Source organism: Prochlorococcus marinus str. MIT 0919 (assembly GCF_027359375.1).
GTDB lineage: Bacteria > Cyanobacteriota > Cyanobacteriia > PCC-6307 > Cyanobiaceae > Prochlorococcus_D.
In genome coordinates this window covers 992,341-1,018,951 of sequence record NZ_CP114779.1, presented here as the reverse complement: position 1 = coordinate 1,018,951, position 26,611 = coordinate 992,341, and the positions used below count along the sequence as shown (strand labels likewise).

General features: G+C 40.2%; 35 protein-coding genes and 2 tRNA genes. 27 read left to right on the top strand and 10 right to left on the bottom strand.

Annotated features, from left to right (window positions below; all coding sequences use genetic code 11):
• Both ppc and O5635_RS05715 read left to right on the top strand, forming a co-directional pair.
• A complete protein-coding gene (gene ppc, locus O5635_RS05720) occupies positions 1 to 3,021 on the top strand; it encodes a phosphoenolpyruvate carboxylase (RefSeq protein WP_036900699.1) in 3,021 nt (1,006 codons plus the stop codon).
• Between the two features lie 3 nt (positions 3,022 to 3,024).
• Positions 3,025 to 3,477 carry a hypothetical protein gene (locus O5635_RS05715; RefSeq protein WP_036900697.1) on the top strand — a complete coding sequence of 151 codons (453 nt, stop codon included), beginning with the start codon at positions 3,025 to 3,027 and terminating at the stop codon, positions 3,475 to 3,477.
• 15 nt (positions 3,478 to 3,492) lie between these two features.
• Here the strand turns inward: O5635_RS05715 and O5635_RS05710 are convergent.
• Positions 3,493 to 3,566, bottom strand: a tRNA-Arg gene (locus O5635_RS05710).
• 81 nt (positions 3,567 to 3,647) lie between these two features.
• Between O5635_RS05710 and recF the strand changes: the two genes are divergently transcribed.
• Positions 3,648 to 4,751, top strand: coding sequence for a DNA replication/repair protein RecF (gene recF / locus O5635_RS05705; RefSeq protein WP_072013245.1), 1,104 nt, complete (start codon positions 3,648 to 3,650; stop codon positions 4,749 to 4,751).
• A 47-nt stretch (positions 4,752 to 4,798) separates the two neighbouring features.
• Positions 4,799 to 5,254, top strand: a complete 456-nt coding sequence (gene speD / locus O5635_RS05700) for an adenosylmethionine decarboxylase (RefSeq protein ID WP_036900694.1) — start codon at positions 4,799 to 4,801, stop codon at positions 5,252 to 5,254.
• Between the two features lie 34 nt (positions 5,255 to 5,288).
• On the opposite strand, the gene larE is transcribed toward speD, so the two are convergent.
• Entirely contained in the window at positions 5,289 to 6,146 is an 858-nt protein-coding gene (larE, locus tag O5635_RS05695) for an ATP-dependent sacrificial sulfur transferase LarE (protein WP_036900690.1), read from the bottom strand.
• Between the two features lie 73 nt (positions 6,147 to 6,219).
• Between larE and O5635_RS05690 the strand changes: the two genes are divergently transcribed.
• Positions 6,220 to 7,431: a cob(I)yrinic acid a,c-diamide adenosyltransferase gene (locus O5635_RS05690; protein WP_081934252.1), complete on the top strand. Its 1,212-nt coding sequence runs from the start codon at positions 6,220 to 6,222 to the stop codon at positions 7,429 to 7,431.
• Positions 7,432 to 7,446: 15 nt separating this feature from the next.
• On the opposite strand, the gene moeB is transcribed toward O5635_RS05690, so the two are convergent.
• Both moeB and O5635_RS05680 read right to left on the bottom strand, forming a co-directional pair.
• Positions 7,447 to 8,592, bottom strand: coding sequence for a molybdopterin-synthase adenylyltransferase MoeB (gene moeB, locus O5635_RS05685; protein ID WP_052042640.1), 1,146 nt, complete (start codon positions 8,590 to 8,592; stop codon positions 7,447 to 7,449).
• 23 nt (positions 8,593 to 8,615) lie between these two features.
• Positions 8,616 to 9,167, bottom strand: coding sequence for a Mov34/MPN/PAD-1 family protein (locus O5635_RS05680; RefSeq protein WP_052042633.1), 552 nt, complete (start codon positions 9,165 to 9,167; stop codon positions 8,616 to 8,618).
• Positions 9,168 to 9,247: 80 nt separating this feature from the next.
• Here O5635_RS05680 and O5635_RS05675 point away from each other — a divergent pair, with 80 nt between their 5' ends.
• Positions 9,248 to 9,613, top strand: coding sequence for a CAAD domain-containing protein (locus O5635_RS05675; protein ID WP_036900688.1), 366 nt, complete (start codon positions 9,248 to 9,250; stop codon positions 9,611 to 9,613).
• A gap of 12 nt (positions 9,614 to 9,625) precedes the next feature.
• Here O5635_RS05675 and O5635_RS05670 read toward each other — a convergent pair whose 3' ends face one another.
• Positions 9,626 to 10,528: a fructosamine kinase family protein gene (locus O5635_RS05670; RefSeq protein ID WP_036900687.1), complete on the bottom strand. Its 903-nt coding sequence runs from the start codon at positions 10,526 to 10,528 to the stop codon at positions 9,626 to 9,628.
• 32 nt (positions 10,529 to 10,560) lie between these two features.
• Between O5635_RS05670 and crtD the strand changes: the two genes are divergently transcribed.
• Positions 10,561 to 12,072: a C-3',4' desaturase CrtD gene (gene crtD, locus O5635_RS05665; protein ID WP_036900685.1), complete on the top strand. Its 1,512-nt coding sequence runs from the start codon at positions 10,561 to 10,563 to the stop codon at positions 12,070 to 12,072.
• A gap of 8 nt (positions 12,073 to 12,080) precedes the next feature.
• Here the strand turns inward: crtD and O5635_RS05660 are convergent, their stop codons facing one another.
• Positions 12,081 to 12,950, bottom strand: a complete 870-nt coding sequence (locus O5635_RS05660; RefSeq protein WP_036900684.1) for a prephenate/arogenate dehydrogenase — start codon at positions 12,948 to 12,950, stop codon at positions 12,081 to 12,083.
• An 83-nt stretch (positions 12,951 to 13,033) separates the two neighbouring features.
• Here O5635_RS05660 and O5635_RS05655 point away from each other — a divergent pair, with 83 nt between their 5' ends.
• A complete protein-coding gene (locus O5635_RS05655) occupies positions 13,034 to 14,485 on the top strand; it encodes a helicase (protein WP_036900683.1) in 1,452 nt (483 codons plus the stop codon).
• 34 nt (positions 14,486 to 14,519) lie between these two features.
• Positions 14,520 to 14,756, top strand: a complete 237-nt coding sequence (locus tag O5635_RS05650) for a DUF2839 domain-containing protein (RefSeq protein ID WP_036900681.1) — start codon at positions 14,520 to 14,522, stop codon at positions 14,754 to 14,756.
• Positions 14,757 to 14,806: 50 nt separating this feature from the next.
• Here O5635_RS05650 and recA read toward each other — a convergent pair whose 3' ends face one another.
• The 4 genes from recA to ndhN all read right to left on the bottom strand — a co-directional run bounded on the left by recA (position 14,807) and on the right by ndhN (position 17,476).
• The gene (gene recA / locus O5635_RS05645; RefSeq protein WP_036900678.1) at positions 14,807 to 15,946 is read right to left on the bottom strand and encodes a recombinase RecA; all 1,140 of its coding nucleotides are present in this window, start codon (positions 15,944 to 15,946) and stop codon (positions 14,807 to 14,809) included.
• A gap of 112 nt (positions 15,947 to 16,058) precedes the next feature.
• Positions 16,059 to 16,832, bottom strand: a complete 774-nt coding sequence (locus O5635_RS05640) for an HAD family hydrolase (protein ID WP_269607183.1) — start codon at positions 16,830 to 16,832, stop codon at positions 16,059 to 16,061.
• A 16-nt stretch (positions 16,833 to 16,848) separates the two neighbouring features.
• Positions 16,849 to 16,920 (bottom strand) — tRNA-Gln (locus O5635_RS05635).
• A 94-nt stretch (positions 16,921 to 17,014) separates the two neighbouring features.
• The gene (ndhN, locus tag O5635_RS05630; RefSeq protein ID WP_036900672.1) at positions 17,015 to 17,476 is read right to left on the bottom strand and encodes an NAD(P)H-quinone oxidoreductase subunit N; all 462 of its coding nucleotides are present in this window, start codon (positions 17,474 to 17,476) and stop codon (positions 17,015 to 17,017) included.
• Between the two features lie 383 nt (positions 17,477 to 17,859).
• Here ndhN and rplC point away from each other — a divergent pair, with 383 nt between their 5' ends.
• The 18 genes from rplC (at position 17,860) to rplO (ending at position 26,603) form a co-directional block, all read left to right on the top strand.
• Positions 17,860 to 18,519 (top strand): 50S ribosomal protein L3, encoded by a 660-nt coding sequence (rplC, locus tag O5635_RS05625; protein WP_036900670.1) that lies wholly within the window; start codon positions 17,860 to 17,862, stop codon positions 18,517 to 18,519.
• Positions 18,519 to 19,154, top strand: coding sequence for a 50S ribosomal protein L4 (gene rplD / locus O5635_RS05620; RefSeq protein WP_036900667.1), 636 nt, complete (start codon positions 18,519 to 18,521; stop codon positions 19,152 to 19,154). Before rplC ends, rplD begins: the two co-directional genes overlap by 1 nt.
• Positions 19,147 to 19,449 (top strand): 50S ribosomal protein L23, encoded by a 303-nt coding sequence (locus O5635_RS05615; RefSeq protein ID WP_036900664.1) that lies wholly within the window; start codon positions 19,147 to 19,149, stop codon positions 19,447 to 19,449. The genes rplD and O5635_RS05615 overlap by 8 nt, the downstream gene beginning before the upstream one ends.
• Before the next feature lie 13 nt (positions 19,450 to 19,462).
• Positions 19,463 to 20,326: a 50S ribosomal protein L2 gene (gene rplB, locus O5635_RS05610; protein ID WP_036900661.1), complete on the top strand. Its 864-nt coding sequence runs from the start codon at positions 19,463 to 19,465 to the stop codon at positions 20,324 to 20,326.
• Positions 20,327 to 20,367: 41 nt separating this feature from the next.
• Positions 20,368 to 20,643, top strand: coding sequence for a 30S ribosomal protein S19 (gene rpsS, locus O5635_RS05605; RefSeq protein ID WP_036900658.1), 276 nt, complete (start codon positions 20,368 to 20,370; stop codon positions 20,641 to 20,643).
• A gap of 3 nt (positions 20,644 to 20,646) precedes the next feature.
• Positions 20,647 to 21,033: a 50S ribosomal protein L22 gene (gene rplV, locus O5635_RS05600; protein WP_036900656.1), complete on the top strand. Its 387-nt coding sequence runs from the start codon at positions 20,647 to 20,649 to the stop codon at positions 21,031 to 21,033.
• Positions 21,033 to 21,764 carry a 30S ribosomal protein S3 gene (gene rpsC, locus O5635_RS05595; protein ID WP_036900654.1) on the top strand — a complete coding sequence of 244 codons (732 nt, stop codon included), beginning with the start codon at positions 21,033 to 21,035 and terminating at the stop codon, positions 21,762 to 21,764. The genes rplV and rpsC overlap by 1 nt, the downstream gene beginning before the upstream one ends.
• 13 nt (positions 21,765 to 21,777) lie before the next feature.
• Positions 21,778 to 22,260, top strand: coding sequence for a 50S ribosomal protein L16 (gene rplP / locus O5635_RS05590; RefSeq protein ID WP_036900652.1), 483 nt, complete (start codon positions 21,778 to 21,780; stop codon positions 22,258 to 22,260).
• A gap of 2 nt (positions 22,261 to 22,262) precedes the next feature.
• Positions 22,263 to 22,475: a 50S ribosomal protein L29 gene (gene rpmC, locus O5635_RS05585; protein WP_036901063.1), complete on the top strand. Its 213-nt coding sequence runs from the start codon at positions 22,263 to 22,265 to the stop codon at positions 22,473 to 22,475.
• 13 nt (positions 22,476 to 22,488) lie between these two features.
• Positions 22,489 to 22,755, top strand: a complete 267-nt coding sequence (gene rpsQ, locus O5635_RS05580; RefSeq protein ID WP_036900649.1) for a 30S ribosomal protein S17 — start codon at positions 22,489 to 22,491, stop codon at positions 22,753 to 22,755.
• On the top strand, positions 22,752 to 23,117 hold the full coding sequence (rplN, locus tag O5635_RS05575; RefSeq protein WP_012196219.1) for a 50S ribosomal protein L14: 366 nt from the start codon (positions 22,752 to 22,754) through the stop codon (positions 23,115 to 23,117). Before rpsQ ends, rplN begins: the two co-directional genes overlap by 4 nt.
• 48 nt (positions 23,118 to 23,165) lie before the next feature.
• Positions 23,166 to 23,477 (top strand): 50S ribosomal protein L24, encoded by a 312-nt coding sequence (gene rplX, locus O5635_RS05570; RefSeq protein WP_152557266.1) that lies wholly within the window; start codon positions 23,166 to 23,168, stop codon positions 23,475 to 23,477.
• Positions 23,478 to 23,580: 103 nt separating this feature from the next.
• The gene (gene rplE / locus O5635_RS05565; RefSeq protein ID WP_036900639.1) at positions 23,581 to 24,120 is read left to right on the top strand and encodes a 50S ribosomal protein L5; all 540 of its coding nucleotides are present in this window, start codon (positions 23,581 to 23,583) and stop codon (positions 24,118 to 24,120) included.
• 16 nt (positions 24,121 to 24,136) lie between these two features.
• Positions 24,137 to 24,538 (top strand): 30S ribosomal protein S8, encoded by a 402-nt coding sequence (rpsH, locus tag O5635_RS05560; protein WP_036900638.1) that lies wholly within the window; start codon positions 24,137 to 24,139, stop codon positions 24,536 to 24,538.
• Positions 24,539 to 24,550: 12 nt separating this feature from the next.
• Complete coding sequence (gene rplF / locus O5635_RS05555) at positions 24,551 to 25,090, top strand: 50S ribosomal protein L6 (protein ID WP_036900636.1); 540 nt, start codon at positions 24,551 to 24,553, stop codon at positions 25,088 to 25,090.
• Positions 25,091 to 25,123: 33 nt separating this feature from the next.
• A complete protein-coding gene (gene rplR / locus O5635_RS05550; RefSeq protein WP_036900633.1) occupies positions 25,124 to 25,492 on the top strand; it encodes a 50S ribosomal protein L18 in 369 nt (122 codons plus the stop codon).
• 14 nt (positions 25,493 to 25,506) lie between these two features.
• On the top strand, positions 25,507 to 26,130 hold the full coding sequence (rpsE, locus tag O5635_RS05545) for a 30S ribosomal protein S5 (protein ID WP_036900631.1): 624 nt from the start codon (positions 25,507 to 25,509) through the stop codon (positions 26,128 to 26,130).
• 5 nt (positions 26,131 to 26,135) lie between these two features.
• On the top strand, positions 26,136 to 26,603 hold the full coding sequence (rplO, locus tag O5635_RS05540; protein WP_036900629.1) for a 50S ribosomal protein L15: 468 nt from the start codon (positions 26,136 to 26,138) through the stop codon (positions 26,601 to 26,603).
• Positions 26,604 to 26,611: the final 8 nt, after the last annotated feature.

The window sequence follows — 26,611 nt, the reverse complement described above, 5'->3', positions numbered from 1 at the left end:
ATGCCTAGATCTGAACTAGAAAATTTGCCAAATAATGACACTCTTGATAAGCATCAATCAGGAGATAATCCTGCGTTAGCAGATCATCCTGTTGCTAAACAACATTTATTGCAAACGAGATTGACTCTTGTTGAAGACCTTTGGCAAACAGTTTTACGGAGTGAATGTCCTGCTGAACAAATAGACCGAGTACTTCGTCTTAAGGAATTAAGTAATCCCATTCATTCATTAGACTTAGATGCCAAAAATCCAGTTGACGAAATAGTTTTGTTAATTGAGCAGATGGATTTAGTTGAGGCGATTTCTGCAGCACGAGCATTTTCCTTATATTTTCAATTAGTTAATATTCTTGAGCAGAGGATAGAAGAAGATACTTATTTAGAAAGCATTAGCAGTCTTAAGTCAAATGATATTGCGAATGAATTAAACCCTTTTGCACCCCCACTTGCTAGTCAGACTGCTCCAGCAACCTTTAGTGAGCTTTTTGAACGTTTAAAACGCCTCAATGTACCTCCAGGCCAATTAGAAGAATTATTAAGGCAGATAGATATTCGGTTGGTTTTTACAGCTCATCCAACAGAAATAGTGAGACATACCGTTCGTCATAAGCAACGTAGGGTAGCGAATTTATTACAGAGGCTTCAGTCAGATATAGTCATTTCGTTGACAGAAAAGGAAAGTCTAAGACTTCAATTGGAAGAAGAGATCAGGCTTTGGTGGCGTACAGATGAATTACATCAGTTTAAGCCAACTGTTTTAGATGAAGTAGATTATGCCCTTCATTATTTTCAGCAAGTTTTATTTGACGCGATGCCTCAGCTTCGACGTCGAATCAATTCAGCATTATCTAAAAGTTACCCAGATGTAGAGATACCTACAGAAGCCTTTTGCACTTTTGGCTCTTGGGTAGGTTCTGATCGTGATGGGAACCCTTCGGTTACGCCTGAAATAACTTGGAGAGCAGCTTGCTACCAGCGTCAATTAATGTTGGAGCGCTATATCAACTCTGTTCAAGAATTAAGAGACCAATTAAGCATTTCAATGCAATGGAGTCAGGTTAGTTCTCCGTTATTAGAGTCTCTTGAAATGGATCGAGTACGCTTCCCAGATGTTTATGAGGAAAGAGCAGCTAGATATCGGTTAGAGCCTTATCGCTTAAAATTAAGTTATATCTTACAGCGACTTAAATTAACCCATAAACGTAATCAAGAACTTGCAGATGCAGGTTGGAAGACAGTTCCCGAAGCTATCCCTTATTTAAGTTCATCTGGGAAAACTCTGGAAGATTTTTCGTACACCTCAATTGCTGAATTTCGTTGTGATTTAGAACTTATTCGCAATAGTTTGGTTGCAACGGAATTAAGTTGTGAGCCATTAGATACATTATTAACCCAGGTTCATATTTTTGGTTTTTCTTTAGCAAGTTTAGATATTCGTCAAGAAAGCAATCGCCATAGTGATGCTTTAAATGAACTCACACAGTTTCTTGAGTTGCCAGTAATTTATGACGATATGGAGGAGCTGGAAAGAATCAAGTGGCTAACTGAAGAATTGCAAACTCGAAGACCGTTAATTCCTTCCGCAGTTGAATGGTCTAAAAATACTGAGGAGACTATTGCAGTGTTCCGAATGCTGCATCGTTTGCAGGAGGAGTTTGGTAGTCGAATTTGTAGCTCTTATGTAATTTCTATGAGCCATTCTGTTTCTGATCTGCTTGAGGTGCTTTTGTTGGCCAAAGAAGCTGGACTGGCTGATGTTTCTTCTGGCAGTGCGGACTTGCTTGTAGTTCCTTTATTTGAGACGGTTGAGGATTTACAAAGAGCTCCAGCAGTCATGGAAGAGCTTTTTGCTTCAAAGTTCTACTTGGATTTATTGCCTCGTGTAGGAGAAAAACTTCAACCTTTGCAAGAACTTATGCTTGGTTACTCTGATAGTAATAAAGATTCAGGATTTTTATCTAGTAATTGGGAAATTCATCAGGCGCAAATTGCTCTACAAAATCTTGCTAGTAGATATGGAGTTGCTTTACGTCTATTTCATGGCCGAGGTGGTTCTGTTGGTCGCGGCGGCGGACCTGCTTATCAAGCAATACTTGCTCAGCCTAGTGGTACTTTGAAGGGTCGAATTAAAATTACTGAACAAGGAGAGGTTTTAGCTTCTAAATATAGCCTTCCTGAGCTTGCTCTTTATAACTTAGAAACGGTTACTACGGCTGTCTTACAAAATAGTTTGGTTACTAATCAACTGGATGCTACCCCTTCCTGGAATGAACTAATGACAAGATTGGCAGCACGTTCACGATCGCATTATCGATCACTTGTTCATGATAATCCTGATTTAGTAGCTTTTTTTCAGGAAGTAACTCCAATTGAAGAAATTAGTAAATTACAAATTTCTAGCCGACCAGCCCGTAGGAAATCTGGAACGAAGCAATTATCAAGTCTTCGAGCAATACCTTGGGTATTCGGCTGGACTCAGAGTAGGTTTCTTTTGCCAAGTTGGTTTGGTGTAGGGACAGCCTTGGCAGCTGAATTAGAAGCTGATCAAGACCAGATTGAATTATTAAGAATGTTGCATCAACGTTGGCCTTTCTTTCGGATGTTGGTTTCTAAGGTAGAGATGACCTTGTCGAAAGTTGACCTGGAAGTAGCTAATCACTATGTAACCAGTCTTGGTAGTCAAAATAATAAAGAGGCGTTCACTCAAATCTTCAAGATTATTTCTAAAGAATATGCTCTAACTAAGCGCTTAATTTTAAGTATTACTGATAAATCAAAGCTCTTAAGTGCAGACCCTGCTTTACAAGCATCCGTAGAACTTAGGAATCGTACTATTGTACCTCTGGGCTTTCTTCAGGTTGCTTTGTTGAGACGATTACGTGATCAAAACCGCCAACCGCCTGTTAGTGAAACTGTTGCTTCTGGTGGAGATATAGCACGCACGTATAGTCGTAGTGAATTGTTAAGAGGTGCCCTGCTAACTATCAATGGGATTGCTGCAGGGATGAGAAATACAGGTTAAGACTTGCTTCCTTTCCAGAACTCTAAGACACCTCAAATTCCTAAGGGCTTTTATTTAGACCTGAAAGTACCTCCATCTCCTAATGAATTGAATAAACTTTTATCGAGGTGCTATGGAGAAGCTCACCCACCTAGGAAATTAGTTTTAGCTTTGAAAAATAGTTTTTGTAATGCAAGCTTGAAAGAAAATAAGACAAATAAATTGTGTGGGTTTGTTCGTGTAACGAGTGATAAAGGGCTAAATGCAAATCTTTGGGATCTTGTTGCTGAGCCCGGGCATTATCAAAAGCAATTTTTTGGTGTATTAGTACATCAATCCCTTTTGATTATTAGAAAGGAATTACCTGGATGTAGTGTTTCATTGGCTGCACCTTCCATGGCGTTTGATGCTTTGAAAGCTCAGGGTTTTTTGTTGGATCCAAGTGGGATTAGAGTAATGGCCTATAGGCTTCGTTAGTTGTTTAATAATTGACGAGCATGGAGGGACTCGAACCCCCGACTCTCAGAACCGGAATCTGATGCTCTATCCAGCTGAGCTACATGCCCGAATCGGCGATATGCCGCTATGGGAGACTTCGCTTTTAAAGCCTCTATTTCGCTACCTTAGCTAAAGGTTGCAAAAGTAAGATTAGTCTTCACCACCTAGAACTAAATTGTTTCCGCAATTACAGGCGGCTCAAATTTGAGTTGACTGAAAAACGCCTTTTAGTTGTTGGCTCAAATGGCCTGGGTAAATCAAACTTATTAGAGGCTGTTGAACTTCTGGGTAGTTTGCGATCTCATCGCTCAAGTACTGACAAAGATCTTATTAAGTGGGATGAACAGATTGCTTTAATAGAAGCTATTACTGACGAGACAGATAAATTAGGCTTAGAGTTAAGCAGGAAGGGTGGTCGAAGAGCCTATAAGAATGAAAAACTCTTAACAAGGCAATTAGACTTAATAGGCCCCATGCGATGCGTGGGGTTTAGTGCTCTTGATTTGCCATTAGTGAGAGGGGAACCGTCATTACGTAGAACTTGGCTTGATCGAGTTGTCCTTCAATTGGAACCAGTGTACTCAGATTTAATAAGTAGATCGCTGCGACTATTGAGACAAAGGAATCAACTCTTGCGAAATTGGAGAAATGTTTCTTCATCAGAAATTGATGCTCTATTGGACACTTTTGATGTGCAGATGGCATTAATTAGCACAAGGATTCACAGACGTAGAAAACGAGCTTTATTAAGGCTGAAACCTTTAGCTTCGTTGTGGCAACAAAGGCTGAGCAATGGGAAAGAGAATTTAATGATTAGTTATTTGCCAGGATCTGTCTTAGACGAGGACGAGGACGAGGATGAGTTGAAATGGAGTACGAGTATTCAAGAGCAGCTACTTTGCCAGAGGCCTATTGAGAAGAAAATAGGTAGTTGCAAAGTGGGGCCACATCGAGATGAGATTGAATTCTTAATCAATGGTGTTTCTGGAAGGAGATTTGGATCAGCAGGGCAGCAAAGAACTATAGTCTTAGCTCTTAAACTTGCTGAGTTAGAACTCCTCAGTGAAGTATATGGGGATCACCCAATCCTGCTCTTGGATGATGTTTTAGCAGAATTAGACCCTTCTAGGCAGTTATTACTGCTTGAGGCTGTTGGTAAAAATCATCAATGCCTAATTAGTGCTACTCATCTTGAGGCATTTGAAGGTGACTGGAAAGTAGATTCCCAAATTCTGCGATTGGAGAATCAATAAGGAGCGTAGTTAGTCGGCTAATGTAAGAAATCGTTGAAGGTTATTGCATGGACCCAAATACTTCTTGTTTACATCCAAACCCTGGATGGAGCGATAGGGATAGTGATAATTATGTAGCTGCTGAAAAAAGAAAAGCTAAACTCAAAAGAATGCTTGGCAAGCATTGTATTCTTGAACTTTACGAATGCGATGCAGTCAAAATCAATGATGAAGCGTTTATTAGAACAACTATCACACTTTCAGCAAAAGCTTCTGGTGCGAAGCTTCTCAACTTAATTACCCATAAATTTCAGCCATTTGGAGTCACAGGATTAGCTCTATTGGCTGAGTCTCATATTTCAATACATACTTGGCCAGAAATTAGATATGCAGCTGTGGATGTTTTCACCTGTGGAGAACATACTCTCCCTGAAAAAGCATGTGATTTTCTTGCAAAGGAGTTGCAAGCAAAACATCGCTCTTTAAAAAACATCACTAGGGATACACCACACAGTCTCGTCTAGATATACAGATCAAAAAATTTGTCGCCAGAATGATTTAATTTATGCTTTCTTCTCCTGCAGCATTGCCCCTATTTAGCTTTCCACTTACTAGCCCTTCAAGGTCTAGACTTATTGATGAGAAGCCAATAGAGAGGAAATAATGTACAACTTCTTCTCTTTTTGTTGTTAATAATAAATCCTTTATATTTTTCTTAGGGATTTCAATTTTGGCATTGGGTCCTTGAACACGTACTCGGACTTCTGAGAACCCCTTATCGATTAGCCACTTTTCAGCACTTGCGACTTGCTGTAGACGCATTGAAGTAATTGACTCACCATAAGGAAATCTTGACGCTAAGCATGGTTGAGCAGGTTTGTCCCACCATGGAAAACCAAGGGCTTTTGAGATCTCTCGAATTGTTGATTTTGTAATTTGAAGCTCTGCGAGTGGAGACCTTACACCTGCGAGGCGAGCAGCGTCAATTCCTGGTCGATGATCTTTAAGGTCATCAAAATTGACCCCATCAATTACTACAGCTCCTTGGAACTTGTTTGTAATATTTTTAAGGTGAATATGCAATTCTTGTTTACAGGCAAAACATCTATTGAGTGGATTTTCAAAATAGTCAGGGTTTGTAAGCTCATTTGTTCGGCATTCAGTATGTTTAATGCCAATCCAAGCAGCTTGTTGCTTAGCTTCTTCCCTGAGATGGGGAGCTAGTGAATGTGAGACGCCTGTCACTGCAAGTGCATTATCACCTAATTGTTCTTGAGCTATTGCAGCAATTAAGGAACTATCAACTCCTCCAGAATATGCAACGCAGGCTTTCTTTACGGTTTTAATCAACTTTCTTAAGCGTTCAAGCTTTTCTAATTGAGATTGATTGAGATCCTCTTGAAGTTTTAATTGCATTTTTTCAACATTTTCTTGAAAACCATCTTCATTGGTGGATCTGGTTAAGCTTGACTTGTAGTGAGATTCTTCTATGGAATCAGAACAGGAAGAAACTAAGGTTGTCATTAAACAGACTCAGGCGCCAGCTGCAAGTCGCACAAAACGTATTGGAATAGTTACTGCAACTGATAGCAAAGAACGCAGTCACGGCCAATTACATATTTATGATGGTGATGGAAAGGGTAAAAGCCAAGCTGCATTAGGAGTTGTTTTAAGAACTATAGGCTTGGGCATCTGTGAGAAAAGAAGAACAAGAGTTCTTCTTTTACGTTTTTTAAAAGGTCCTGGGAGGGAATATGACGAAGATGCTGCTATAGAGGCCCTTCAACAAGGTTTTCCTCACTTAATTGATCAAGTGCGCACTGGAAGAGCAGATTTTTTTACTGCTGAAGGGGCTACGAAATTTGATGCTAGTGAAGCTCAAAGAGGTTGGAATATTGCCAAAGGAGCAATTGCTAGTGATTTGTATTCAGTAATTGTTTTAGATGAGTTGAATCCTGTTTTGGATCTTGGGTTACTTCCTTTGGATGATGTGGTTAAAACTCTTGGATCTCGATCAGAGGGGATGGAGATCATTGTTACTGGTAGGGCAGCACCACAAGCTCTTATCAATATTGCTGAATTGCATTCAGAGATGAGAGCTCATAGACGCCTTGATGATGCAGATGAATTATTGCCCCAATTTAATTTCTCAGGTGGCATCGAAATATATACAGGTGAAGGTAAGGGCAAATCTACTAGTGCTTTAGGGAAGGCTTTACAGGCTATTGGACGTGGCATTAGTCAGGATAAAAGTCACCGAGTTCTAATCTTGCAATGGTTAAAGGGAGGTAGTGGCTATACAGAGGATGCCGCGATTGCTGCATTGCGTGAAAGCTATCCTCATTTAGTCGATCATCTTCGTTCAGGAAGGGATGCGATTGTTTGGCGAGGTCAACAGCAGCCTATTGATTATGTTGAAGCTGAGCGGGCTTGGGAAATTGCGCGCGCGGCAATAGACAGTGGTCTTTATAAGACGGTTATCCTTGATGAATTAAACCCTACAGTTGACTTAGAGCTTCTTCCAGAAGAACCTATAGTTGAAACTTTGTTGCGTAAACCAACTGAAACTGAAGTTATAATTACAGGCCGGTGTAAGAATTATCCTTCATATTTTGACCTAGCTAGTGTTCATTCAGAGATGGTTTGCCATAAACATTATGCTGAGCAGGGTGTTAACCTTAAAAGGGGCGTAGATTATTAGGTTGCTTAAAGCGTTTTACAAATATTTAATTTGGTTCCACGAATTTATTCCTCCTTCGATATTAATCGCTTTAATTCCATATTTCTGCAAGATATAAATTGCTTCTAATGATCTTTGACCAGTCTTACAATGTATATATAAAATCTTATTCTTACTCAGCTCCTCAATTCTTTTAATAGCATCACCATTTTGGATATTAACTAGGGGTATTAAAATCGAACCTGGAATTGAGTTAATTAAATATTCTTCTTCATTCCTTACATCCAATAAAATAGTATTTTCTGGATCTTTTTCCATTAAATCATTTAGCTTTTTGGGTGATATATTAATTGCTTTGAAATCTGGCATTTTTTCAGAGCAGAATGTTTCATAATCAATTAAATTTTTTATCTTTTCTCTATTAGATTCTTTTTTAAGGTTTAATTCTTTAAATTTCATATCGAGTGCATTAAAGACTAGAAGTCTGCCACTTAATGAAGTCCCTATGCCAGTAATAATCTTAATTGTTTCTGTGGCCTGAATGATACCAATTATCCCAGGAAGTATTCCCATAACACCAGCCTCACTACAAGATGGTAAAAGATTCATAGGCGGTGGAGTTGGTACTAAATCTCTAAAGTTCGGACTATCCTGATCTATATTAAATACAGATGCTTGTCCTTCAAACTTGGAAATTGCTCCATATATATGAGGCTTTTCTAGAATTACACACGAATCATTGATTAAATACCTGCTTGGGAAGTTATCACTACAATCACATATTATATCAAATTGTTTGATAATTTCTAAAGCATTACTCTTAGTAAGACATGCTTGAAAGGTTTCTACACTACAGAAAGGATTTAGTGCTTTTATACTTGATCTTGCAGAGTTAACTTTTGCTTTGCCAATTGATTCGGTTTTATGAATAATTTGTCTTTGTAAGTTTGATTCTTCTACAAGGTCAGGATCAATAATTCCGATTCTGCCAATTCCAGCTGCTGCAAGATAAACCAATAGAGGCGACCCAAGCCCTCCACAACCTATGCAAAGTACAGAACTATTTTTTAATTTCTCTTGACCATTAACTCCAATTTCAGGTAAGGATAAATGTCTGGAATAACGCTTTAATTCTTGAGAAGATAATGTACAATTAGTATTTTTTATAGGTTGTATTGACATAGAAAGATGGTTGTTAAATTTGACTAAGAGTGAAATTGAATTTTAATTTCAGTTAAGGTTTTCTTTGTTTGATTATTGACCCACCAAGCACGAATTTCACCTAGTCCATTAATGATCGTCATCAACCCCGTTGAATAATTCATAGATAGATCAAGTTTTGATGGGATTGCTGAAGAAGAAGGGTGTGAATGAGCACTACCCAATATTGATAGTTTCTCATTTCGAGCCCATTTTTGTGCACGAAGTTGTTCTCTTGGATCAATTGCAAAACGATTAATTCTCGAAGCTTTTTCTTGCCCGATATTCTTTTGGCATTGATTTTTATGGAAGTTTTGCATGTTGCATTCCCAAACATTGCAACAAGGCCAAATTACACTTACCTCCCATATCAATTCGTTTGTCAGAGTTTTTCCGTTTGCTTTAGTTCCAATTAACAAAGCACATCCTTCTTCAGGTGCAGGAGCCAAAATATTTTTCCTGAGTGCTTCATCACACTTTGATTTGAACCGAATAATTGTTGGCTGGTTCATTTTTATTGAGTGTTGTACGGAATTTTCTCTATCAGGGTTCGGCATTATCTCTATTTAGATGTTGGCATTAAAAAGATTCTTTAGTTAAAGTTTGCACAAATTTATTTTATTGCAGGTTTTTATAGATGAGTGATGCTATTCCTGAGTCCAATCAAGACTCAACCCCAAGCATGCCCTCTGCTGGGCCAACCATTTCAGAAAGAGCTGGTGATGCGATGGGTAAGGCCAATGAAATTCTCGGCAAAGTGGATTGGTCTCAAATGGGTAAGTATGGCAAAGCAGCAGGGATTATTGCTGTAGTCATAGTTGCTCAAATCATCATCAAAGTTGTAATTGACACAATTAACTTTTTCCCGATTTTGCCAGGGTTATTGGAATTGTTGGGAGTTGTAGTAGTTGGTCAATGGAGTTGGCAGAATCTTACAACTAGTGATAAACGCACAGCTGTGGTAGATAAAGTTCAAAATCTTAGAAAGGAATACCTAGGGTAAGTTCGATATAAATTATTCAGTGTTTAATACTTTATATATTTTTTTGATAGCTTCATAGCATTGTGACTTGTACGATCCACCGAAAATATTTGCGTGGTTTAGTAGATGGTAGAAGTTATAAATATCTACCCTTGTCTCCCACTTCTCTTCTAAGGGCCATATTTTTTGATAGCCAGCATAGAAATTTTTAGAGAAACCACCAAATAATAATGTCATGGCAATATCAACTTCTCTATCGGCCCACCAAACAGCTGGATCAAATATTATTCCGCAACCTTTTTCGTCTATACCTGCATTACCTTTCCATAGATCTCCATGCACTAGAGATGGACTTGGTTCATGCTCGTCTAAAAGAGAGCGTATTTGTGAAAGAAATTTATCTAGTTTATTGAGATTGATATCTAACCCCCATTTTTGAGCTATTTGAATTTGTGGTTTTAACCGTAGATCAGTAAAACATTCCCCCCATTGTTTCTTCCAACCTTTAAGTTGTGAACCTAATCCTATAAAGCCATCTTCACTCCATCCAAAAAATTCTTGCCCTTTTGTTGCCGAGGTTTTGTGGAGTAATGCAAGCCCTTCGCCAAGCTTTAATTCGTCACCTCTTGCGAATTTAATCCAAGGCATTAATAAAATTGAATGCGTCTCTAATTTTTGGACCATTAAAGGTTTTGGAATATAAAGAACGTTTTTATTTGCGTATTCGTTCAATGCTTTTAGTCCATCTGATTCGACTTTGAGCATTTGAAAGTTCTTAAGAGAACTGGTTTTGGCAAATACCTTTTCTCCATCGTTCAATTCCAGACACCACGCATCATGTACACACCCTCCTTTTATAGAGGTAGTATTTTTTATCGTAGACCCTGCTAGTGGTCCATTACTTCCATTTATTTGTTCTATCAGAAAGGTTTCCATGATGTTTTTATTAAGAACCCCAAGATGAGATTATGACGAATGAGCAAGTAATAGTTATTGGAGGAGGAATTGCAGGGTTAACTGCGTCTGCATTACTAGCGTCTGAAGGTATCGATGTCATTCTTTTAGAATCACATTTTCAGACAGGAGGCTGTGCTGGAACTTTTAAAAGGGGAAAGTATGTTTTTGATGTAGGGGCTACTCAAGTGGCTGGTCTCGAAGAAGGTGGTATACATGAAAGAGTTTTTCGTCATCTTAAATATCCACTACCTTACGGAGAGATTTTAGACCCAGGTTGTTTAGTGGATCTTGGAGATGGGACCACGCCTATTTATTTGTGGCATCAACCTCTCAAGTGGAAAGAAGAACGTAAAAAACAATTTCCAGGAAGTGAGAAGTTTTGGTCGTTATGTAGTTTTTTGCATCAAAGCAATTGGGATTTTGCTAAACAAGATGCTGTATTACCTATAGCCAATGCATGGGACATCAAAGAGTCTTTAAAGGCATTGAGGTTCACTACACTTTTGTCTGGTTTAGTTATTGGACTATCAGTAGCTGATCTTCTTTGGTTGTGTTCATGTCACAAGGATTACAGACTGAAAAAATTTCTTGATCTGCAACTTCAGCTTTACTCCCAGGAAACATCTGAGCGCACAGCGGCGTTATATGGCGCAACTGTATTACAGATGGCACAGGCTCCTCTTGGGTTATGGCATCTACAAGGCTCTATGCAAAAGCTCAGTGATGCGTTGGAAGCTTGCTTACTGCGTGATGGCGGACAATTGCGTTTAAAACATAAGGTTGTAGGTTTAATCCCTGCTACGGAGAGTCAACCTTGGATAGTTGATGTTATAGATCACACTGGATCTACAGTGCAATTAACTGCAAAGGATGTGGTATTTAGTCTTCCCCCTCAATCCCTTTTGCAATTAATCAAAAATCATACAAGTATTCCAAAGCGCTATCTTCAACGATTAGAGCAATTACCTAAACCAACTGGTGCAATGGTCTTTTACGGAGCAATCGCACGAGAACATCTACAAGAAATTTGTGCTAACCATCTGCAAATATATTCTTCAGAAATTGGCTCATTATTTTGTTCAATAAGCTTGGATGGCGATGGAAGAGCACCTATAGGTGAGGCAACCTTTATTGCTAGTGCCTTTACTAAGGTTTCTTTATGGAATGGTCTGGACGAAAATGCTTATCTCTACAAAAAAGAATTATTTTTAACACAAATTCTCAGGTTACTAAACTCTTCTTTAAATATTTCACCTGACAAATGGTTGCATAAAGAACTTGCCACCCCAAGAAGCTTTGCTAAGTGGACAGGTCGTCCTGAGGGTATTGTCGGTGGTTTAGGGCAGAATTTGGATTCTTTTGGCCCTTTTGGCTTGCCAAGTAGATCTCAACTAAACGGTTTATGGCTATGTGGAGATTCTATCTATCCAGGGGAAGGTACTGCTGGTGTTACACAATCGGCACTAATGGCTTGCCGGCAATTATTGGCTAGTAGAGGTGGAAATTTAATAGTTCCCCAATAAAGGGATAGTTAGTTGTTAATGAACTGAGAACGGGTTTTAGCAGCTTTGTCCAATACATTGTTTAGTTCTTCCCATTTCTTAGACGCGATCATTTCCTTTAAGTTTTCAAGTGAAACTTGGTATAAGTCCAACAATTCAAGTATTGAATGACTATTGTTAGAGGCCATATCGACACCAAGCTTAGGGTTGCCACCACCAACTCTGGTCGTATCACTAAAACCACTAGATGCAAGTTTTCTTGCAAGTTCTAGATACCACAAATTGTCGTTGTCTTCTGTGGCTGTATTGAGTAAAGCGGCACTTACTATTACTGGTAAATGAGAAATTAATGCTACTGCTTTATCATGATTGTATGGATCAGCAATAATCCATTTACTCCCCAATGCTTGCGCTAGCTTTTTGACCATTTCGATTGCTTCAGAATTTGTACTTCTAGTAGGTGTTGCAACCCAAGGACGATTTCTAAAAAGGTTATGTTGACCAGCCTCTACCCCACTTTTATGGGTTCCTGCCATTGGGTGACTAGCGACAAATTGTGGATGTAAATTGGTCCATGTTTTTATTACAGGTACTTTGACTGAGCCAACATCAGTAATTACAGCATTGATAGGTAGATGGTTTAATAGTTCTCTTGATGGATTCAGAATTTCTGATAAAGGTAGAGCTAAAATTATAATTGAACAATTTGCAAGGATTTTGGGATCTGTATCAATTACTTGAGCAAGATTGCGTGATTGAGCTTTTTTAACTGTTAATTCTCGATTCACGAGGCCACAAACTTTATACCCTTGTGCTTGAAGATCTAAGCCTATTGAACCACCAATTAGGCCAAGACCAACTATACCAATTTGATTTAAACCCTTAGAATTAGACTTCATTAACCTTGAAAAAGGATGTTTACCTACATTTTGATCCTTTGGTCAATATATACCTAAAAGTTTTTGATGAGTAGGCTTTGTATATGATGGAAGCTTATGCCCACAATCATTTAAAAAATCTTTTTCAGAAGGATTCTTTTGATTGGCCTCACAATTTAACCTTAAGTAGGTTAATTGGCAGAAGTTTACGGAGAAAGGATAAATCTTATATCCAACTTCAGATAGGAGAATTAGAAAATTCATGGCTAGGAGTTCTAGTTCCACTTTGTTTGAATAGTAAAGGAATTGTTTTAGTTCTTACTGAAAGGCAACGTCTACGTCTCCTGAATTTTGAGTTACCTAGATTGCAGCGAGAAGGTTTAAATTTGTCTATTTGGGAGAGCGCGACGCCCCCTACTGATAGCCAGCTTTGGTTGCTAGATCACCGTTCTTTTTTTGAGGCTTACCAGAATGATCATTTAAAAGCTAAGCAATTAATTATTCCTGAAATCGAATTTTTTAGTAGTCGCTTAAGAGAAGTTATGTCTATAAAGGTTTCTTCTAGTGATTGGGATACCCTCCGTAGAGCTTACCCTGCAGCATCTTCTGCTCTTATTGAAGTTTATGAGCGCTTAAGCAAGAGACTTTTTACAATGGTTACTGCTATTGATGGAACAGTGCGGACAGACTTCAATGATTTTTTTGCACTGAGTGACCTTTTAGGTGTTTTGGGTGATTCACCGACTCCTTGGCCAGATGTACTTAAAGCTACTAAGAAAGGGTGGGCAAGTTGGGCAGAGTTGGACCATAAATTACTTGATTGGTATTGGCATTTTCAACCACTTGAGCCCTTGGAAGATTTAAAGAAATTTTTTCAAGAAACTTCTTACATCATGCTAAGTGGGTTTAATCAGCATGATTTGCTCGAGAATCAATTTAGATCGTTATTTGGTCCTTTTGATGTCGCGGTCAAACTCGGAGGGCCAAGCATTCAGCATCATGAACCCCTACAAGTATTTGCACCTAGAAGACAGCCCTTGCCTAACACAGAATATTTTGCAGAATACCTTTTAGATCAATGTCGCCGGTTAATTCTTGGTCGCCAAGGATTAACAATAATTTTGTTAGATGATAAATTTTTGCTTAGACAATTAACTACTGAGCTTGCTGCTGAATTTGGCAAACGAGTCATTTTAGAATCAACTGCTCCAGAATCTAACGGGGTTATTTGTTGCCATGCTTCGTGGTGGTTAACTTATCAAGAACAACTCCCTGCACCTGACCAGTTAATTATTGGCCTTTTACCAATTCCTAGTTTGGAGATCCCTTTGATAGCTGCAAGGGTTGAGGCTCATAAACAGCGAGGTCAAGATTGGTTTAGAGATTTACTTTTGCCAGAATTATTAAACTTCTTCCCACAATTAGTTCTTCCAATTAGAAAGTGCCAAGGACGTTTAGCTATTCTTGATGGACGTATTCGATCTAGGAGTTGGGGGGAAAGGATTTTCAAAGTGCTTGAGCCTTGGACGCCATTGGAACGTTTATTGCCTGATTAGGTATCTTATCCTTACTAAAAAACAATGAGGACCTATGGGAGAAGCACGCAGAAGAACTGCACAGGGTCTACCACCTAGGCCTAAGAAAAAGAATAATGATTCACAGAAAATCTTTTCTTGGTTACCAGTTACCGATAAGCAAAGGAATCAATTTATCGATTTAACGATTCGAGGAGGTTGGGTTGGAATTGGGGCGTTGGTTTTAGTTTGGGTCATAGTTCGTGTTATTGGCCCTGCTTTTGGTTGGTGGATTCCGGCTGACTTGCATTAATAAGCAGCTTTTATTATTTCCTTCGCTTAAGAGCGTGGATTCATAGGCTTTTACGCAGCTCTTGTAGCCTTACTCATGGAAGGTTGAGTAGTGCCTGTACGAGCTGCAGCAGCAAGAGGTTTCATAGAATTGGCGCTGACTTCTGACCCTTCCGTTAATTTTTGTTTTACTAGCTTCTCGATCTTTTCTTTAGCTGCTGTATTTTGTTCAAGCCATATAATTGTGTTATCCCTCCCTTGGCCTATATTGTCTCCTTCGTAGCTGTACCAAGCACCCTTACGTGTGACAACATCAGTCTCCTCTGCCAAGTCTAAGAGACATCCAATGGTGCTAATACCTCGACCAAATAAGATATCAAATTCAGCAATACGAAAAGGAGGGGCGACTTTATTTTTAGCTACTTTGACTTTTGCTCTGATCCCATATTCTTCTGTCCCTCTTTTAAGTGTTTGAATACGACGAATATCTAGCCTTACTGACGCATAGAATTTAAGTGCATTACCACCTGTAGTTGTTTCAGGATTTCCATAGGTAACTCCTATTTTTAGTCTGAGTTGATTCAGGAAGATTACTGTGCAGCCAGATTTTCCAATATTGCCAGTGATTTTTCTCATGGCCTGGCTCATTAATCTTGCTTGACTCCCTACTACATGGTCTCCCATTTCACCTTCTATTTCCGATCGAGGTGTTAGTGCAGCTACTGAATCCACAACAACCAGATCAACGGCAGCAGATCTGATTAATTGGTCGACAATCTCCAATGCCATCTCACCAGTGTCTGGCTGTGACACCAAGAGATTTTCCACATCAACACCTAAAGACGCAGCATAAACAGGATCCAAGGCATGTTCTGCATCAACAAAGGCTGCTACTCCACCATTTCGTTGAACTTCTGCGATGGCATGTAATGTCAGAGTTGTTTTGCCTGAGCTTTCTGGTCCATACACTTCTACCACTCTTCCTTTGGGATATCCACCTCCCAGTGCAAGATCAAGTGTGAGAGCCCCAGTCGAAATTGTTTCCACCCGCATTCTGGAGGCATCACCCAGCCTCATGATTGAGCCTTTCCCAAAATTCCTTTCTATTTGACCTAAGACAAGATTGAGGGCTTTATCTCTTCCCTCTGATCGCGACTCACTTTGGCGAGATTCTGTGTTGGCGGATGGATTTGTTTTGGGGACGGCGGACATTGTGTTCAGTGGAAAAGTAGAAGAGAAAAGTTCTGCGAGTGTGGAACTAAATCAGGATTCCATCCTCATAGCTTTCCATTGTCTCTAATTAGTACAGACGTACCCTAACGAGTTAAGTCCAGTTCGCCAAGGGGGACATTAATTGTTTTTTTTCTAATAAGTGAATTTTTGAGGGAAGATTGCTCATATCAGCAGGCTTTAAATAACCCCATGTGGCTAAATAGCAATCTATAGACTCGAGTCCAGGAGTATTTATAATGGTTTCTAGAGTCGATCTACGGTCTTCAATAAAGCCTGCAACAGGACGAGTTTTTACTATTTCATAGAGTATTTCAGCTTTCTCTCCAGACTCATGGCCGTATAGCAGTGTTGGATAAATATGCAGGTGATTTAAAAGACTAGATGTGAATTCCGCACTTTTTGTGGTTAAAACGCCAAAATCAGTGTCTTCATTATGTAGTTGCTTGAGCCGTTGAACGACGAAAGGAAATTCTTTGTGACTGGCTAACCATTCGTGAGGATTGTCATTAATAGCTTGTTTACGGACATTATCAAGCGCTTTTTGTAGTTGCTCAGGCGACCAACTATTTTTTATCAGTGCTTGAGTGCAATTTTTTGTATAATCCTGGGCAAATATTTTTGAGCCTAAGGTATTTAAGGAGCTTTCAGGGTCGAGAATTTCGCCAGCTAAAATGACCATCTCCCAACCATTTTTGACCCAAGGTCGCAATACACGAAAACTATTAGGAACCTCTTGATTAACATTTAATTCGTCAATCTGTTTGACTATCTGAAAGTACGCTTTTTGAGCACTGTTCCAGTACTCCACAAGACCATCAATAATGACTCCATCAAAGTCAAAAATTAAAAGTGGCTTAATCGACACTAAAAACTTTGAAAAACTGGGGCGCTAGGATTCGAACCTAGGAATGGCGAGACCAAAACCCGCTGCCTTACCGCTTGGCGACGCCCCATTGGAAATTGAGACTTTAGAAAGACTTTGTTAACTTACACAAAATAATTGCATATTTTGTATTGTTCCACGTTATTTCATCAGGACTAGATTTTTTACTCTTCTAAAAATTTACGCATTGGTCTCCATTTGAGTTTCCGTTCTCCGCCCATTTCCACAATGATTTTGAGCTGATTGTCTCGCTCAGAGAGGTCACATAATGCTGATAATTCCGACCGAGATAAAGTTTGTCCTTCTAGGAGCCACAGAGCTAAGGGTTGTTTATCAACGAGTAATTCATGCAATTGAGGAATCACTTCTTGTACTTCCCCAAGCGCTCCATTTCTGCCTACATTTTGGTGACCTAGGTGAGGAGGTCTGATTCCATGAAGTTGCAATAAGAAAACTTCTGGATCTCCAAAACCTCTAGCAGAAGTCATTTGAGTTCTATACCCAGCGGCTCTCAAACGTCTTAATAAACGAGTTTCGGCTCCACCTTCAAGCGGAGCATGTATTGCGAGACAAGAATAAGTTTCAAGGTCATTACGAAATTCTTTACCTGAGAGCAAGAGAGGCATTGCTTTTGAAAGTAATTCAATTTATAGAAAGTATGGCAGTGAAATGCCTCGGTTTTTATATGACCGTTGTGGTGTATTGTATAAAATCGCTGTGCTTTTCTGTGCCCGTACGCTAGCCGGGCCTCCAGAAAGAACAGCTGATTCGGTGATTGCATCGGATCAATAGGCCAGTGCAGAAAGGGTTCGTTTACCCAATATCTGTCGAGAAACTGATCGAATTTTATTTTCGACCAAGTCTCAGCCAGCTGATTTTGCTAGTTTAAATCGAATTAAGCTACCGTTTGAACGGTTAATTTTTCGATTCTCAACTGTTATATAAATCAGTTCATATTCCAAAATCGTTGTGATTTTGTTTTTTATTTAGCTGGCGCTATTCCCTCGTCATGTCTATTGGCATTTTAGGAAAGAAATTGGGCATGTCCCAGTTTTTTGATGAACAGGGCAGAGCTGTTCCCGTCACCTTGATTGAAGCAGGCCCTTGTCGCATTACTCAATTGAAAAGCTCGGCAACAGATGGTTATTCCGCTGTTCAGATTGGATTTGGAATCACTCGTGAAAAGCTTGTGAATAAACCATCTAAGGGGCATATTTCCAAGTCTGGTGCAGATCTTCTTAGGCATCTGCGAGAGTATCGTGTTGAGGATTTAGGTACTTATGAATTAGGCAATCAAATTACTGTTGGCAGTTTTGAGGCTGGTCAAAAAGTTGATGTTAGTGGTGATTCTATGGGCAGAGGGTTCGCCGGTTACCAGAAAAGGCATGGATTTAGTCGTGGCCCTATGAGCCATGGCTCTAAGAATCATCGTCAACCTGGTTCAACCGGTGCTGGAACTACTCCAGGCAGGATATATCCAGGGAAGCGAATGGCAGGACGTTATGGAGGCAAGAAAATAACGACCAGAGGCTTAACGATCATGAAAATAGATAGTGACCGAAATTTATTAGTAGTTAAAGGATCAGTTCCTGGCAAGCCAGGGTCGCTTCTTAATATTCGACCTGCGAAGCGTGTTGGATTCAAGAGTATTGATGGAGGTAAAAAATAATGGCTAAGTGCACTGTTCTTGATTGGCAAGGTAAAGAGACTGGTGAAACTAGTCTGAATTTAAAAGTTGCCAAAGAGACCACAGCGGTTGATTTGATGCATAGGGCTGTATTACGACAGCAGGCGCATTCAAGGCATGGTAATGCAAGTACTCTTACTAGATCTGAGGTTAGAGGTGGAGGCCGCAAGCCCTATAAGCAAAAAGGGACGGGTAGAGCCAGGCAAGGTTCTATAAGAACTCCTTTGCGACCAGGTGGTGGAATCATCTTTGGTCCTAAGCCTCGCTCTTATAGTCTCAACATGAATAGGAAGGAGCGACGTCTTGCTTTGCGTACTGCTCTTATGGCAAGAATTGACGATCTAAAGGTGGTTAAGGATTTTGGATTGAAATTAAAATCTCCAAAAACTCGTGAGATCGTTGATGCAATCAGTCGTTTAGGCATAGCACATGATTCAAAAGTATTGATTATTCTGTTAAAGCCAACTGAAATTATTCGTAGATCCATCCGTAATCTTGAAAAAGTCAAGGTTATAGGTGCAGATCAGCTGAATGTTTTTGATCTGTTAAATGCAAATTATTTGATTGTTGGGGAAGACGCGTTGTCCACAATCCAGGAGGTATATAGCGATGACTAAAATGTTTAAAGAACGCTTGGCAGACGTAATTCGCCGCCCATTAATTACAGAAAAAGCAACACGAGGGTTGGATTTAAATCAGTACACTTTTGAAGTTGATCCTCGAGCTGCAAAGCCAGATATTAAAGCTGCTATCGAAAAAATGTTTGATGTCAAAGTAATTGGCATCAGTACTATGAATCCTCCACGTAGGACTCGAAGAGTAGGGAGGTTCGCTGGAAAAAGATCCCAGGTGAAAAAAGCCATAGTGAGGCTCGCCGAGGGCAATTCAATACAATTATTCCCTGAGTCTTGAGGTTTTAAAAACAATGGCAATTCGTAAATTTCGTCCTTATTCCCCTGGTACTCGAACTCGAGTAGTTACGGACTTTAATGAAATAACAGGTAACAAGCCTGAGCGTTCTTTAGTTGTATCTAAACATCGTTTGAAAGGTCGTAATAATAGAGGGGTAATTACCTGTCGACATAGGGGTGGAGGGCATAAACGCCTATACAGACTTGTTGATTTCAGAAGAAATAAACCAGATGTACCAGCTAAAGTTGCCGCTATTCACTACGATCCTCATCGTAATGCTCGATTAGCATTGCTTTTCTATGCAGATGGTGAAAAGCGGTATATTCTTGCTCCTGAAGGTGTCTCTATTGGTCAAGAAGTCATATCTGGTCCAAATGCACCAATAGAAGTTGGCAATGCTATGCCACTTTCATCTATTCCTTTAGGCTCAAGTGTTCATTGTGTTGAGTTATATGCAGGGAGAGGAGGTCAAATGGTTCGCAGTGCAGGAGCCAGTGCACAGGTAATGGCTAAGGAAGGAGACTATGTTGCTTTAAGACTCCCTTCTACAGAGGTTCGCTTAGTAAGACGTGAATGCTATGCAACTCTTGGAGCCGTAGGTAATTCTGAGATTCGCAATACCAGCCTGGGCAAGGCTGGGAGACGTCGCTGGCTTGGCAGGAGACCACAAGTTCGCGGAGCAGTTATGAACCCTTGTGATCACCCTCATGGGGGAGGTGAGGGCAAGGCACCAGTCGGTCGAGCTGGTCCAGTAACCCCTTGGGGTAAACCAGCATTAGGCTTGAAAACACGTAAACGAAATAAGCCTAGTAATAGGTTTGTTTTGAGAAAACGTCGCCGAGTCTCCAAGCGGAGTCGGGGGGGACGAGATTCTTGATGCCTTTCATCTTCATCTACTTCTCTTACTCGTAATTCGCCATGGGACGCTCACTTAAAAAAGGACCTTTTATAGCTGACAGCCTTTTAAAAAAGGTTGAAAAGCAAAATTCTAATGAAGACCGCTCAGTAATTAAAACTTGGTCTAGGTCTTCAACAATTCTGCCTTTGATGATTGGCCATACAATTGCTGTTCATAATGGCAGAACTCATATTCCAGTATTTATTACTGAGCAAATGGTTGGTCATAAATTAGGCGAGTTTGCTCCAACTCGAACCTATAAAGGCCACATTAGAGATAAAAAAGGAGCTCGTTAGACAATGAATGATTCTTCTATTCAGTCCTCATATGCTCAGGCCCATGGTCGTTATATTCGTGGATCTGCTTCTAAGGTTCGTCGAGTACTTGATCAGATTCGAGGAAGGTCCTACAGAGATGCATTAATTATGCTCGAGTTTATGCCTTACCGGTCAACAGGCCCAATTACTAAGGTATTACGTTCTGCTGTTGCTAATGCCGAGAATAATATGGGTTTAGACCCTTCTTCGTTGGTCATTACAAGTGCTACAGCAGATATGGCACCTCCCCTGAAAAGGTATCGACCAAGAGCGCAAGGGCGAGCCTTTGCGATCAAAAAACAATCTTGCCACATAAGTATCTCAGTGGCACCTTCTTCTGAATCAATGAACCCCGAGGCTTCTGACTGATGGGACATAAAATCCACCCAAATGGCTTGCGCCTTGGCATTACCCAAGAGCATCGTTCACGCTGGTATGCCTCCAGCAAAACTTATCCACTGCTTCTCCAAGAAGATGATCGGATTCGAGGCTTTATTCAGAAGAAATATTCCTCTGCGGGCATTAGCGATGTTTTAATTGCTCGCAAAGCTGATCAGTTAGAGGTTGAATTGAAAACGGCAAGACCTGGAGTAATTGTTGGTAGACAAGGAAGTGGAATAGAGGAATTGAGATCTGGCATTCAAAAAACAATTGGAGATAGAAGTAGGCAAGTTCGAATCAATGTTGTTGAGATTGAACGAGTTGATGCGGATGCTCAACTTCTTGCTGAATATATTGCTCAACAACTTGAGAAGCGTGTTGCATTTCGAAGAACGATTCGAATGGCAGTTCAGCGAGCTCAAAGAGCAGGTGTGCTAGGACTTAAGATTCAGGTTGGAGGTAGATTGAACGGCGCTGAAATAGCTCGGTCAGAATGGACTCGTGAAGGCCGTGTTCCATTACACACTCTTCGAGCTGAAATCGATTATGCAAATAAAACTGCTAATACTACTTATGGTGTTTTGGGAATAAAAGTTTGGGTTTTCAAAGGAGAAGTGCTTTCTAAAGAAGATCAACCCTTGCCTGTTGGCGCGAGTCCAAGAAGAAAGGGTAATCGAAGACCTCAAAACTTTGAGGACAGATCCAATGATGGTAAATAAGGAGGTTTAAATCATGCTCAGTCCTAAACGCACAAAATTCAGGAAGCAACAACGTGGTCGTATGAGAGGTATTGCCACAAGAGGCAATACAATTGCATTTGGTCAGTTTGCCTTGCAAGCTCAAGAGTGTGGCTGGATTACTTCTCGTCAGATTGAAGCAAGCAGGCGAGCAATGACTCGTTATGTAAAACGGGGAGGCAAAATTTGGATCAGAATTTTCCCTGATAAACCCGTGACTATGCGTCCCGCTGAAACTCGCATGGGATCGGGAAAGGGCAACCCAGAATTTTGGGTTGCTGTTATTAAACCTGGTCGAATACTTTTTGAAATGGGAGGGGAAGAGATTACTGAATCAATAGCAAGGGAAGCAATGCGTTTAGCTCAATACAAGCTTCCTGTAAAGACAAAGTTTTTAGTTAAGGAGGATTACATCTCACCTCCTGAATTAAATCAAGAGTCTTCGAGCTCATCCCCTGTCTCTACCTTGGAGTCTTAATGATGGCTAAGTCCGAACAATCTGAGGTATCAAAGCTCACTGATGATGATCTCAAAAATAAAATTGAAGAGATTCGTAAAGAGCTCTTTGATCTCAGATTCCAGCGAGCTACTAGGCAGCTCACCCAATCTCACCGTTTTAAACAGGCTCGCGTTCAGCTAGCCCAGTTGTTAACGGTTCAGAACGACAGAAGTCGTTCCTCAACCTCCTCTTGATTAATTAGAAACCATGGCACTTAAAGAAAGGGTAGGCACAGTCGTTAGTGACAAGATGGATAAAACGGTGGTTGTAGCCGTTGAGAACCGCTTCCCTCACCCCATCTATCAAAAGATTGTTAGCAGAACGGCTCGGTATAAAGTTCATGATGCCGAGAATAATTGCAGGCTAGGGGACAAAGTTCGGATTACAGAAACACGCCCTCTTAGTGCTAGCAAGCGCTGGACTGTCGCTGAGGTTTTAAGAACTGCTAGTAATTCTCAGGAGGGTGCAAAATGATTCAACAAGAGACATTCCTTACTGTTGCAGATAACAGTGGAGCTAAGAAACTTCAATGTATTAGGGTTCTCGGTTCCAATAGAAGATATGCCCATGTTGGCGATGTAATAGTTGCTGCTGTCAAAGATGCTTTGCCAAACATGGGTGTTAAGAAGTCTGATGTGGTTAAAGCGGTAGTAGTTCGCACAAAGGCCACATTAAGAAGGGAGACTGGTAACTCGATTCGTTTTGATGACAATGCTGCTGTTTTGATCAATGAGGATAAAAACCCTCGGGGAACTAGGGTTTTTGGACCAGTTGCCCGGGAATTAAGAGAAAGAAATTTCACTAAAATCGTTTCTTTAGCTCCGGAGGTGATTTAAATGATGAACCTGAATCAGACAAGTAAGTCTTTGGCTACTCGGCTAAAAATGCGCCTTAAGAAAGGAGATACAGTGCAGGTTATTAATGGTAAAGAAAAGGGGAAAACAGGTGAAGTTTTGAAAACCCTCCCTTTTCAAAACCGTGTAGTTGTAGAAGGTGTAAACCTTCGAACGAAACATGTGAAGCCAACCCAAGAAGGTGAATCTGGAAGCATCGTGACTGAAGAAGCATCTCTCCATGCCTCAAATGTCATGCTTTATTCCACTGCCAAAAAAGTGGCGAGTAGGGTTGAAATCTTTGTTGATAAAGATGGTTCTAAGAAACGACGACTTAAGAAAACTGGTGAGTTGATTGATTAATTCACCAGTTTGATTTTGTTGTTTTTTGTACCCGACAACTTACCTTCAATCCTTTTCTTTTTTTCAATTCTGACAAAGACCAGAATTAAACAAACTACCCACCATGTCACTCAAAACTCGTTATCGAGAGACAATTCGCCCCAAATTACTTAAAGACTTGGGCCTCTCCAATATCCATCAAGTCCCTAAGGTTGTGAAAGTCAACGTAAATAGGGGGTTAGGAGAAGCTGCTCAAAACTCTAAGACTTTAGAAGCTTCACTAGCTGAAGTTGCCACTATTACTGGGCAAAAAGCTTTAGTAACTAGAGCAAAGAAAGCCATTGCTGGATTTAAGATTCGTCAAGGTATGCCTATTGGCTGCACTGTTACTTTGCGAGGTGACAGAATGTATTCTTTTTTAGAGCGTTTAATTAATCTTGCTTTACCGAGAATTAGAGACTTTAGAGGTGTTAGCCCTAAGAGTTTTGATGGTCGGGGTAATTACACTCTTGGGGTAAAAGAGCAATTAATTTTTCCTGAAATCTCTTTTGATAAAATTGACTCAATTAGAGGAATGGATATCACCATAGTTACAAGTGCTAGGTCTGACGAAGAGGGCAGAGCTCTCTTAAAGGCGTTGGGAATTCCTTTTCGTAGTAACTGAGCTTTTTTAGACACATATGGCTAATCACGATCCTATTTCTGACATGCTCACTCGAATTAGAAACTCGAGTGAAAAACGTCATCAAACAACTCGAGTTCCTGCTTCTCGCATGTCTAGAAGCATTGCGAAGGTTCTTCAGCAAGAAGGCTTTATTGCTCAAATTAGTGAGGAAGGAGAGGGTTTCAAAACCCAACTCATTCTGGAGCTTAAGTACAGCGGAAAGCATAGACATCCCACAATTCGTTCAATGCAGCGGGTTAGTAGGCCTGGTTTAAGAATTTATAAAAACACTCGCGGTTTGCCCAAAGTCTTAGGTGGTTTAGGAGTGGCTATTATTTCTACTTCGAAAGGGGTTATGAGTGACCGCGACGCTCGCAAGCAAGGTGTCGGTGGAGAAGTACTTTGTTACGTCTATTAGGAGGTTTTAATCATGTCACGTATTGGTAAACAACCTATTGCATTGCCTGAGAAGGTTGATGTCACCCTTGATGGGCTTTCAGTTACCGTAAAAGGTCCTAAAGGTGAACTTCATAAAACTTTGCCAGAAGGTGTAAGCGTATCCCAAATTGAAAATTCAATTGTCATTTCCGCAACTAGTACAAAAAGAAAGTCTCGAGAGCGTCATGGTTTATCCCGTTCTTTAGTTGCAAATATGGTTGAAGGAGTAAGCAATGGGTATACCAGAAAATTAGAAATAGTGGGTGTTGGTTCTAGAGCCCAAGTCAAGGGAAAGAATCTTGTTGTAAGTGCTGGATATAGTCATCCTGTAGAAGTTGTTCCTCCAGAGGGAATCACCTTTAAGGTTGAAAACAATACAAATGTCATTGTTTCAGGAGTGGATAAAGAATTGGTTGGCAATGAGGCTGCCAAAATACGAGCAATTCGTCCTCCTGAACCCTATAAAGGTAAGGGTATTAAATATGAAGGTGAACGGATAATTAGAAAGGCTGGTAAGTCAGGCAAGAAATAAGCCGACCTTTTCTCAAATGACTCTCATCTAACAATGACAACACTATCTAAAAAGCAACAAACTCAAAAGCGTCATAGGCGTCTTAGACGCCACTTAATTGGCACTGAACAGAGGCCTAGATTGGCTGTCTTTCGCTCTAATAACCATATTTATGCACAGGTTATTAATGATGATTCGCAAAATACTCTTTGTTCAGCCTCAACGCTTGACAAAGATCTAAAAGAGAATCTTAAAGCTAATGGGAGCAGCTGTGATGCTTCTATAGCTGTAGGCTCTTTGGTAGCAAAAAGAGCTCTTGCTCAAGGTATTAAGCAAGTGATTTTTGACCGAGGAGGTAATCTTTATCACGGTAGGGTTAAAGCTCTAGCTAATGCAGCCCGTGAAGCTGGTCTTAAATTTTGATTTCCGCTCAAATTATGTCTGAAACTAAAACCAAAACAACTAAAGACAATTCATCTTCTGCAGTTCCAGCAGCAGATGGACGCCAGGAAAATAAAAGAAATAGTAATCGTGGCGAAAAAAGAAACCGTCGCTCAGATCGGAGGAATCAGGACCGAGATTCTGAGTGGCAAGAGAGAGTTGTACAGATTCGCAGAGTTTCTAAGACTGTTAAAGGCGGCAAAAAGATGAGTTTTAGAGCAATAGTTGTAGTTGGAAATGAAAAAGGTCAGGTTGGTGTTGGTGTAGGAAAAGCAGGAGATGTAATAGGCGCTGTTCGTAAAGGAGTTGCTGATGGGAAGAAAAATTTAGTCAGGGTACCTTTGACTCGTCATAGCTCCATCCCAACCCTTTCAAATGGCAGAGATGGAGCAGCAAGTGTTTTAATTCGCCCTGCTGCCCCAGGTACAGGAGTAATAGCTGGTGGATCGATTCGAACAGTTCTAGAATTAGCTGGTATTAAAAATGTTCTTGCTAAAAGACTTGGAAGTAAAACGCCATTAAATAATGCAAGGGCAGCAATGGTTGCTTTAGCTGAACTTCGTACCCATAAAGCCACTGCAAAAGAGCGGGGCATCTCTCTTGAACAGATCTATTCCTAATTACCATGACTATTAGACTTGAATCTTTAAAATCCAACAAAGGGTCTCGCAGAAAGAAATTGCGTAAAGGCCGAGGGATAGCTGCTGGTCAGGGTGCAAGCTGTGGTTTTGGCATGCGAGGTCAGAAATCACGTTCCGGGAGACCAACACGTCCAGGGTTCGAAGGCGGGCAGATGCCTTTATATAGAAGAGTCCCTAAGTTGAAACATTTTCCTCTTGTTAATCAAAAGAATTTTTCTATTGTTAATGTATCTGCCTTAAACGAATTAAAGTCAGGGGCGACTGTAAATCTGGATGTTTTAGTAAAGAAAGGAATTATAACTAGTCCTAAGTATCCATTGAAGATTCTGGGGAATGGAGATTTAAAAGTTAAGCTTAATGTGCAAGCATCAGCTTTTACAGCTTCTGCTAAAAGTAAAATAGAAGCTGCAGGTGGAACATGTGAAATTTTTGAGGACAAAAAAACTGAGTAGATTTAAAT

Bases quoted from the DNA above. Each gene is read 5' to 3' on its own strand.
- rplD (WP_036900667.1), top strand. From the start codon at position 18,519: ATGGCTAAGTGCACTGTTCTTGATTGGCAAGGTAAAGAGACTGGTGAA.
- speD (WP_036900694.1), top strand. From the start codon at position 4,799: ATGGACCCAAATACTTCTTGTTTACATCCAAACCCTGGATGGAGCGAT.
- O5635_RS05675 (WP_036900688.1), top strand. From the start codon at position 9,248: ATGAGTGATGCTATTCCTGAGTCCAATCAAGACTCAACCCCAAGCATG.
- O5635_RS05680 (WP_052042633.1), bottom strand. From the start codon at position 9,167: ATGCCGAACCCTGATAGAGAAAATTCCGTACAACACTCAATAAAAATG.
- moeB (WP_052042640.1), bottom strand. From the start codon at position 8,592: ATGTCAATACAACCTATAAAAAATACTAATTGTACATTATCTTCTCAA.
- O5635_RS05615 (WP_036900664.1), top strand. From the start codon at position 19,147: ATGACTAAAATGTTTAAAGAACGCTTGGCAGACGTAATTCGCCGCCCA.
- rplE (WP_036900639.1), top strand. From the start codon at position 23,581: ATGTCACTCAAAACTCGTTATCGAGAGACAATTCGCCCCAAATTACTT.
- rplN (WP_012196219.1), top strand. From the start codon at position 22,752: ATGATTCAACAAGAGACATTCCTTACTGTTGCAGATAACAGTGGAGCT.
- rpsS (WP_036900658.1), top strand. From the start codon at position 20,368: ATGGGACGCTCACTTAAAAAAGGACCTTTTATAGCTGACAGCCTTTTA.
- O5635_RS05650 (WP_036900681.1), top strand. From the start codon at position 14,520: ATGGGAGAAGCACGCAGAAGAACTGCACAGGGTCTACCACCTAGGCCT.
- ppc (WP_036900699.1), top strand. From the start codon at position 1: ATGCCTAGATCTGAACTAGAAAATTTGCCAAATAATGACACTCTTGAT.
- rplB (WP_036900661.1), top strand. From the start codon at position 19,463: ATGGCAATTCGTAAATTTCGTCCTTATTCCCCTGGTACTCGAACTCGA.
- O5635_RS05660 (WP_036900684.1), bottom strand. From the start codon at position 12,950: ATGAAGTCTAATTCTAAGGGTTTAAATCAAATTGGTATAGTTGGTCTT.
- rpsQ (WP_036900649.1), top strand. From the start codon at position 22,489: ATGGCACTTAAAGAAAGGGTAGGCACAGTCGTTAGTGACAAGATGGAT.
- rplO (WP_036900629.1), top strand. From the start codon at position 26,136: ATGACTATTAGACTTGAATCTTTAAAATCCAACAAAGGGTCTCGCAGA.
- rplX (WP_152557266.1), top strand. From the start codon at position 23,166: ATGCGCCTTAAGAAAGGAGATACAGTGCAGGTTATTAATGGTAAAGAA.
- rplC (WP_036900670.1), top strand. From the start codon at position 17,860: ATGTCTATTGGCATTTTAGGAAAGAAATTGGGCATGTCCCAGTTTTTT.
- rpsC (WP_036900654.1), top strand. From the start codon at position 21,033: ATGGGACATAAAATCCACCCAAATGGCTTGCGCCTTGGCATTACCCAA.
- O5635_RS05670 (WP_036900687.1), bottom strand. From the start codon at position 10,528: ATGGAAACCTTTCTGATAGAACAAATAAATGGAAGTAATGGACCACTA.
- ndhN (WP_036900672.1), bottom strand. From the start codon at position 17,476: ATGCCTCTCTTGCTCTCAGGTAAAGAATTTCGTAATGACCTTGAAACT.
- larE (WP_036900690.1), bottom strand. From the start codon at position 6,146: ATGCAATTAAAACTTCAAGAGGATCTCAATCAATCTCAATTAGAAAAG.
- rpsE (WP_036900631.1), top strand. From the start codon at position 25,507: ATGTCTGAAACTAAAACCAAAACAACTAAAGACAATTCATCTTCTGCA.
- crtD (WP_036900685.1), top strand. From the start codon at position 10,561: ATGACGAATGAGCAAGTAATAGTTATTGGAGGAGGAATTGCAGGGTTA.
- O5635_RS05655 (WP_036900683.1), top strand. From the start codon at position 13,034: ATGATGGAAGCTTATGCCCACAATCATTTAAAAAATCTTTTTCAGAAG.
- rplF (WP_036900636.1), top strand. From the start codon at position 24,551: ATGTCACGTATTGGTAAACAACCTATTGCATTGCCTGAGAAGGTTGAT.
- recA (WP_036900678.1), bottom strand. From the start codon at position 15,946: ATGTCCGCCGTCCCCAAAACAAATCCATCCGCCAACACAGAATCTCGC.
- rpsH (WP_036900638.1), top strand. From the start codon at position 24,137: ATGGCTAATCACGATCCTATTTCTGACATGCTCACTCGAATTAGAAAC.
- rplV (WP_036900656.1), top strand. From the start codon at position 20,647: ATGAATGATTCTTCTATTCAGTCCTCATATGCTCAGGCCCATGGTCGT.
- rpmC (WP_036901063.1), top strand. From the start codon at position 22,263: ATGGCTAAGTCCGAACAATCTGAGGTATCAAAGCTCACTGATGATGAT.
- rplR (WP_036900633.1), top strand. From the start codon at position 25,124: ATGACAACACTATCTAAAAAGCAACAAACTCAAAAGCGTCATAGGCGT.
- rplP (WP_036900652.1), top strand. From the start codon at position 21,778: ATGCTCAGTCCTAAACGCACAAAATTCAGGAAGCAACAACGTGGTCGT.
- O5635_RS05690 (WP_081934252.1), top strand. From the start codon at position 6,220: ATGGAATCAGAACAGGAAGAAACTAAGGTTGTCATTAAACAGACTCAG.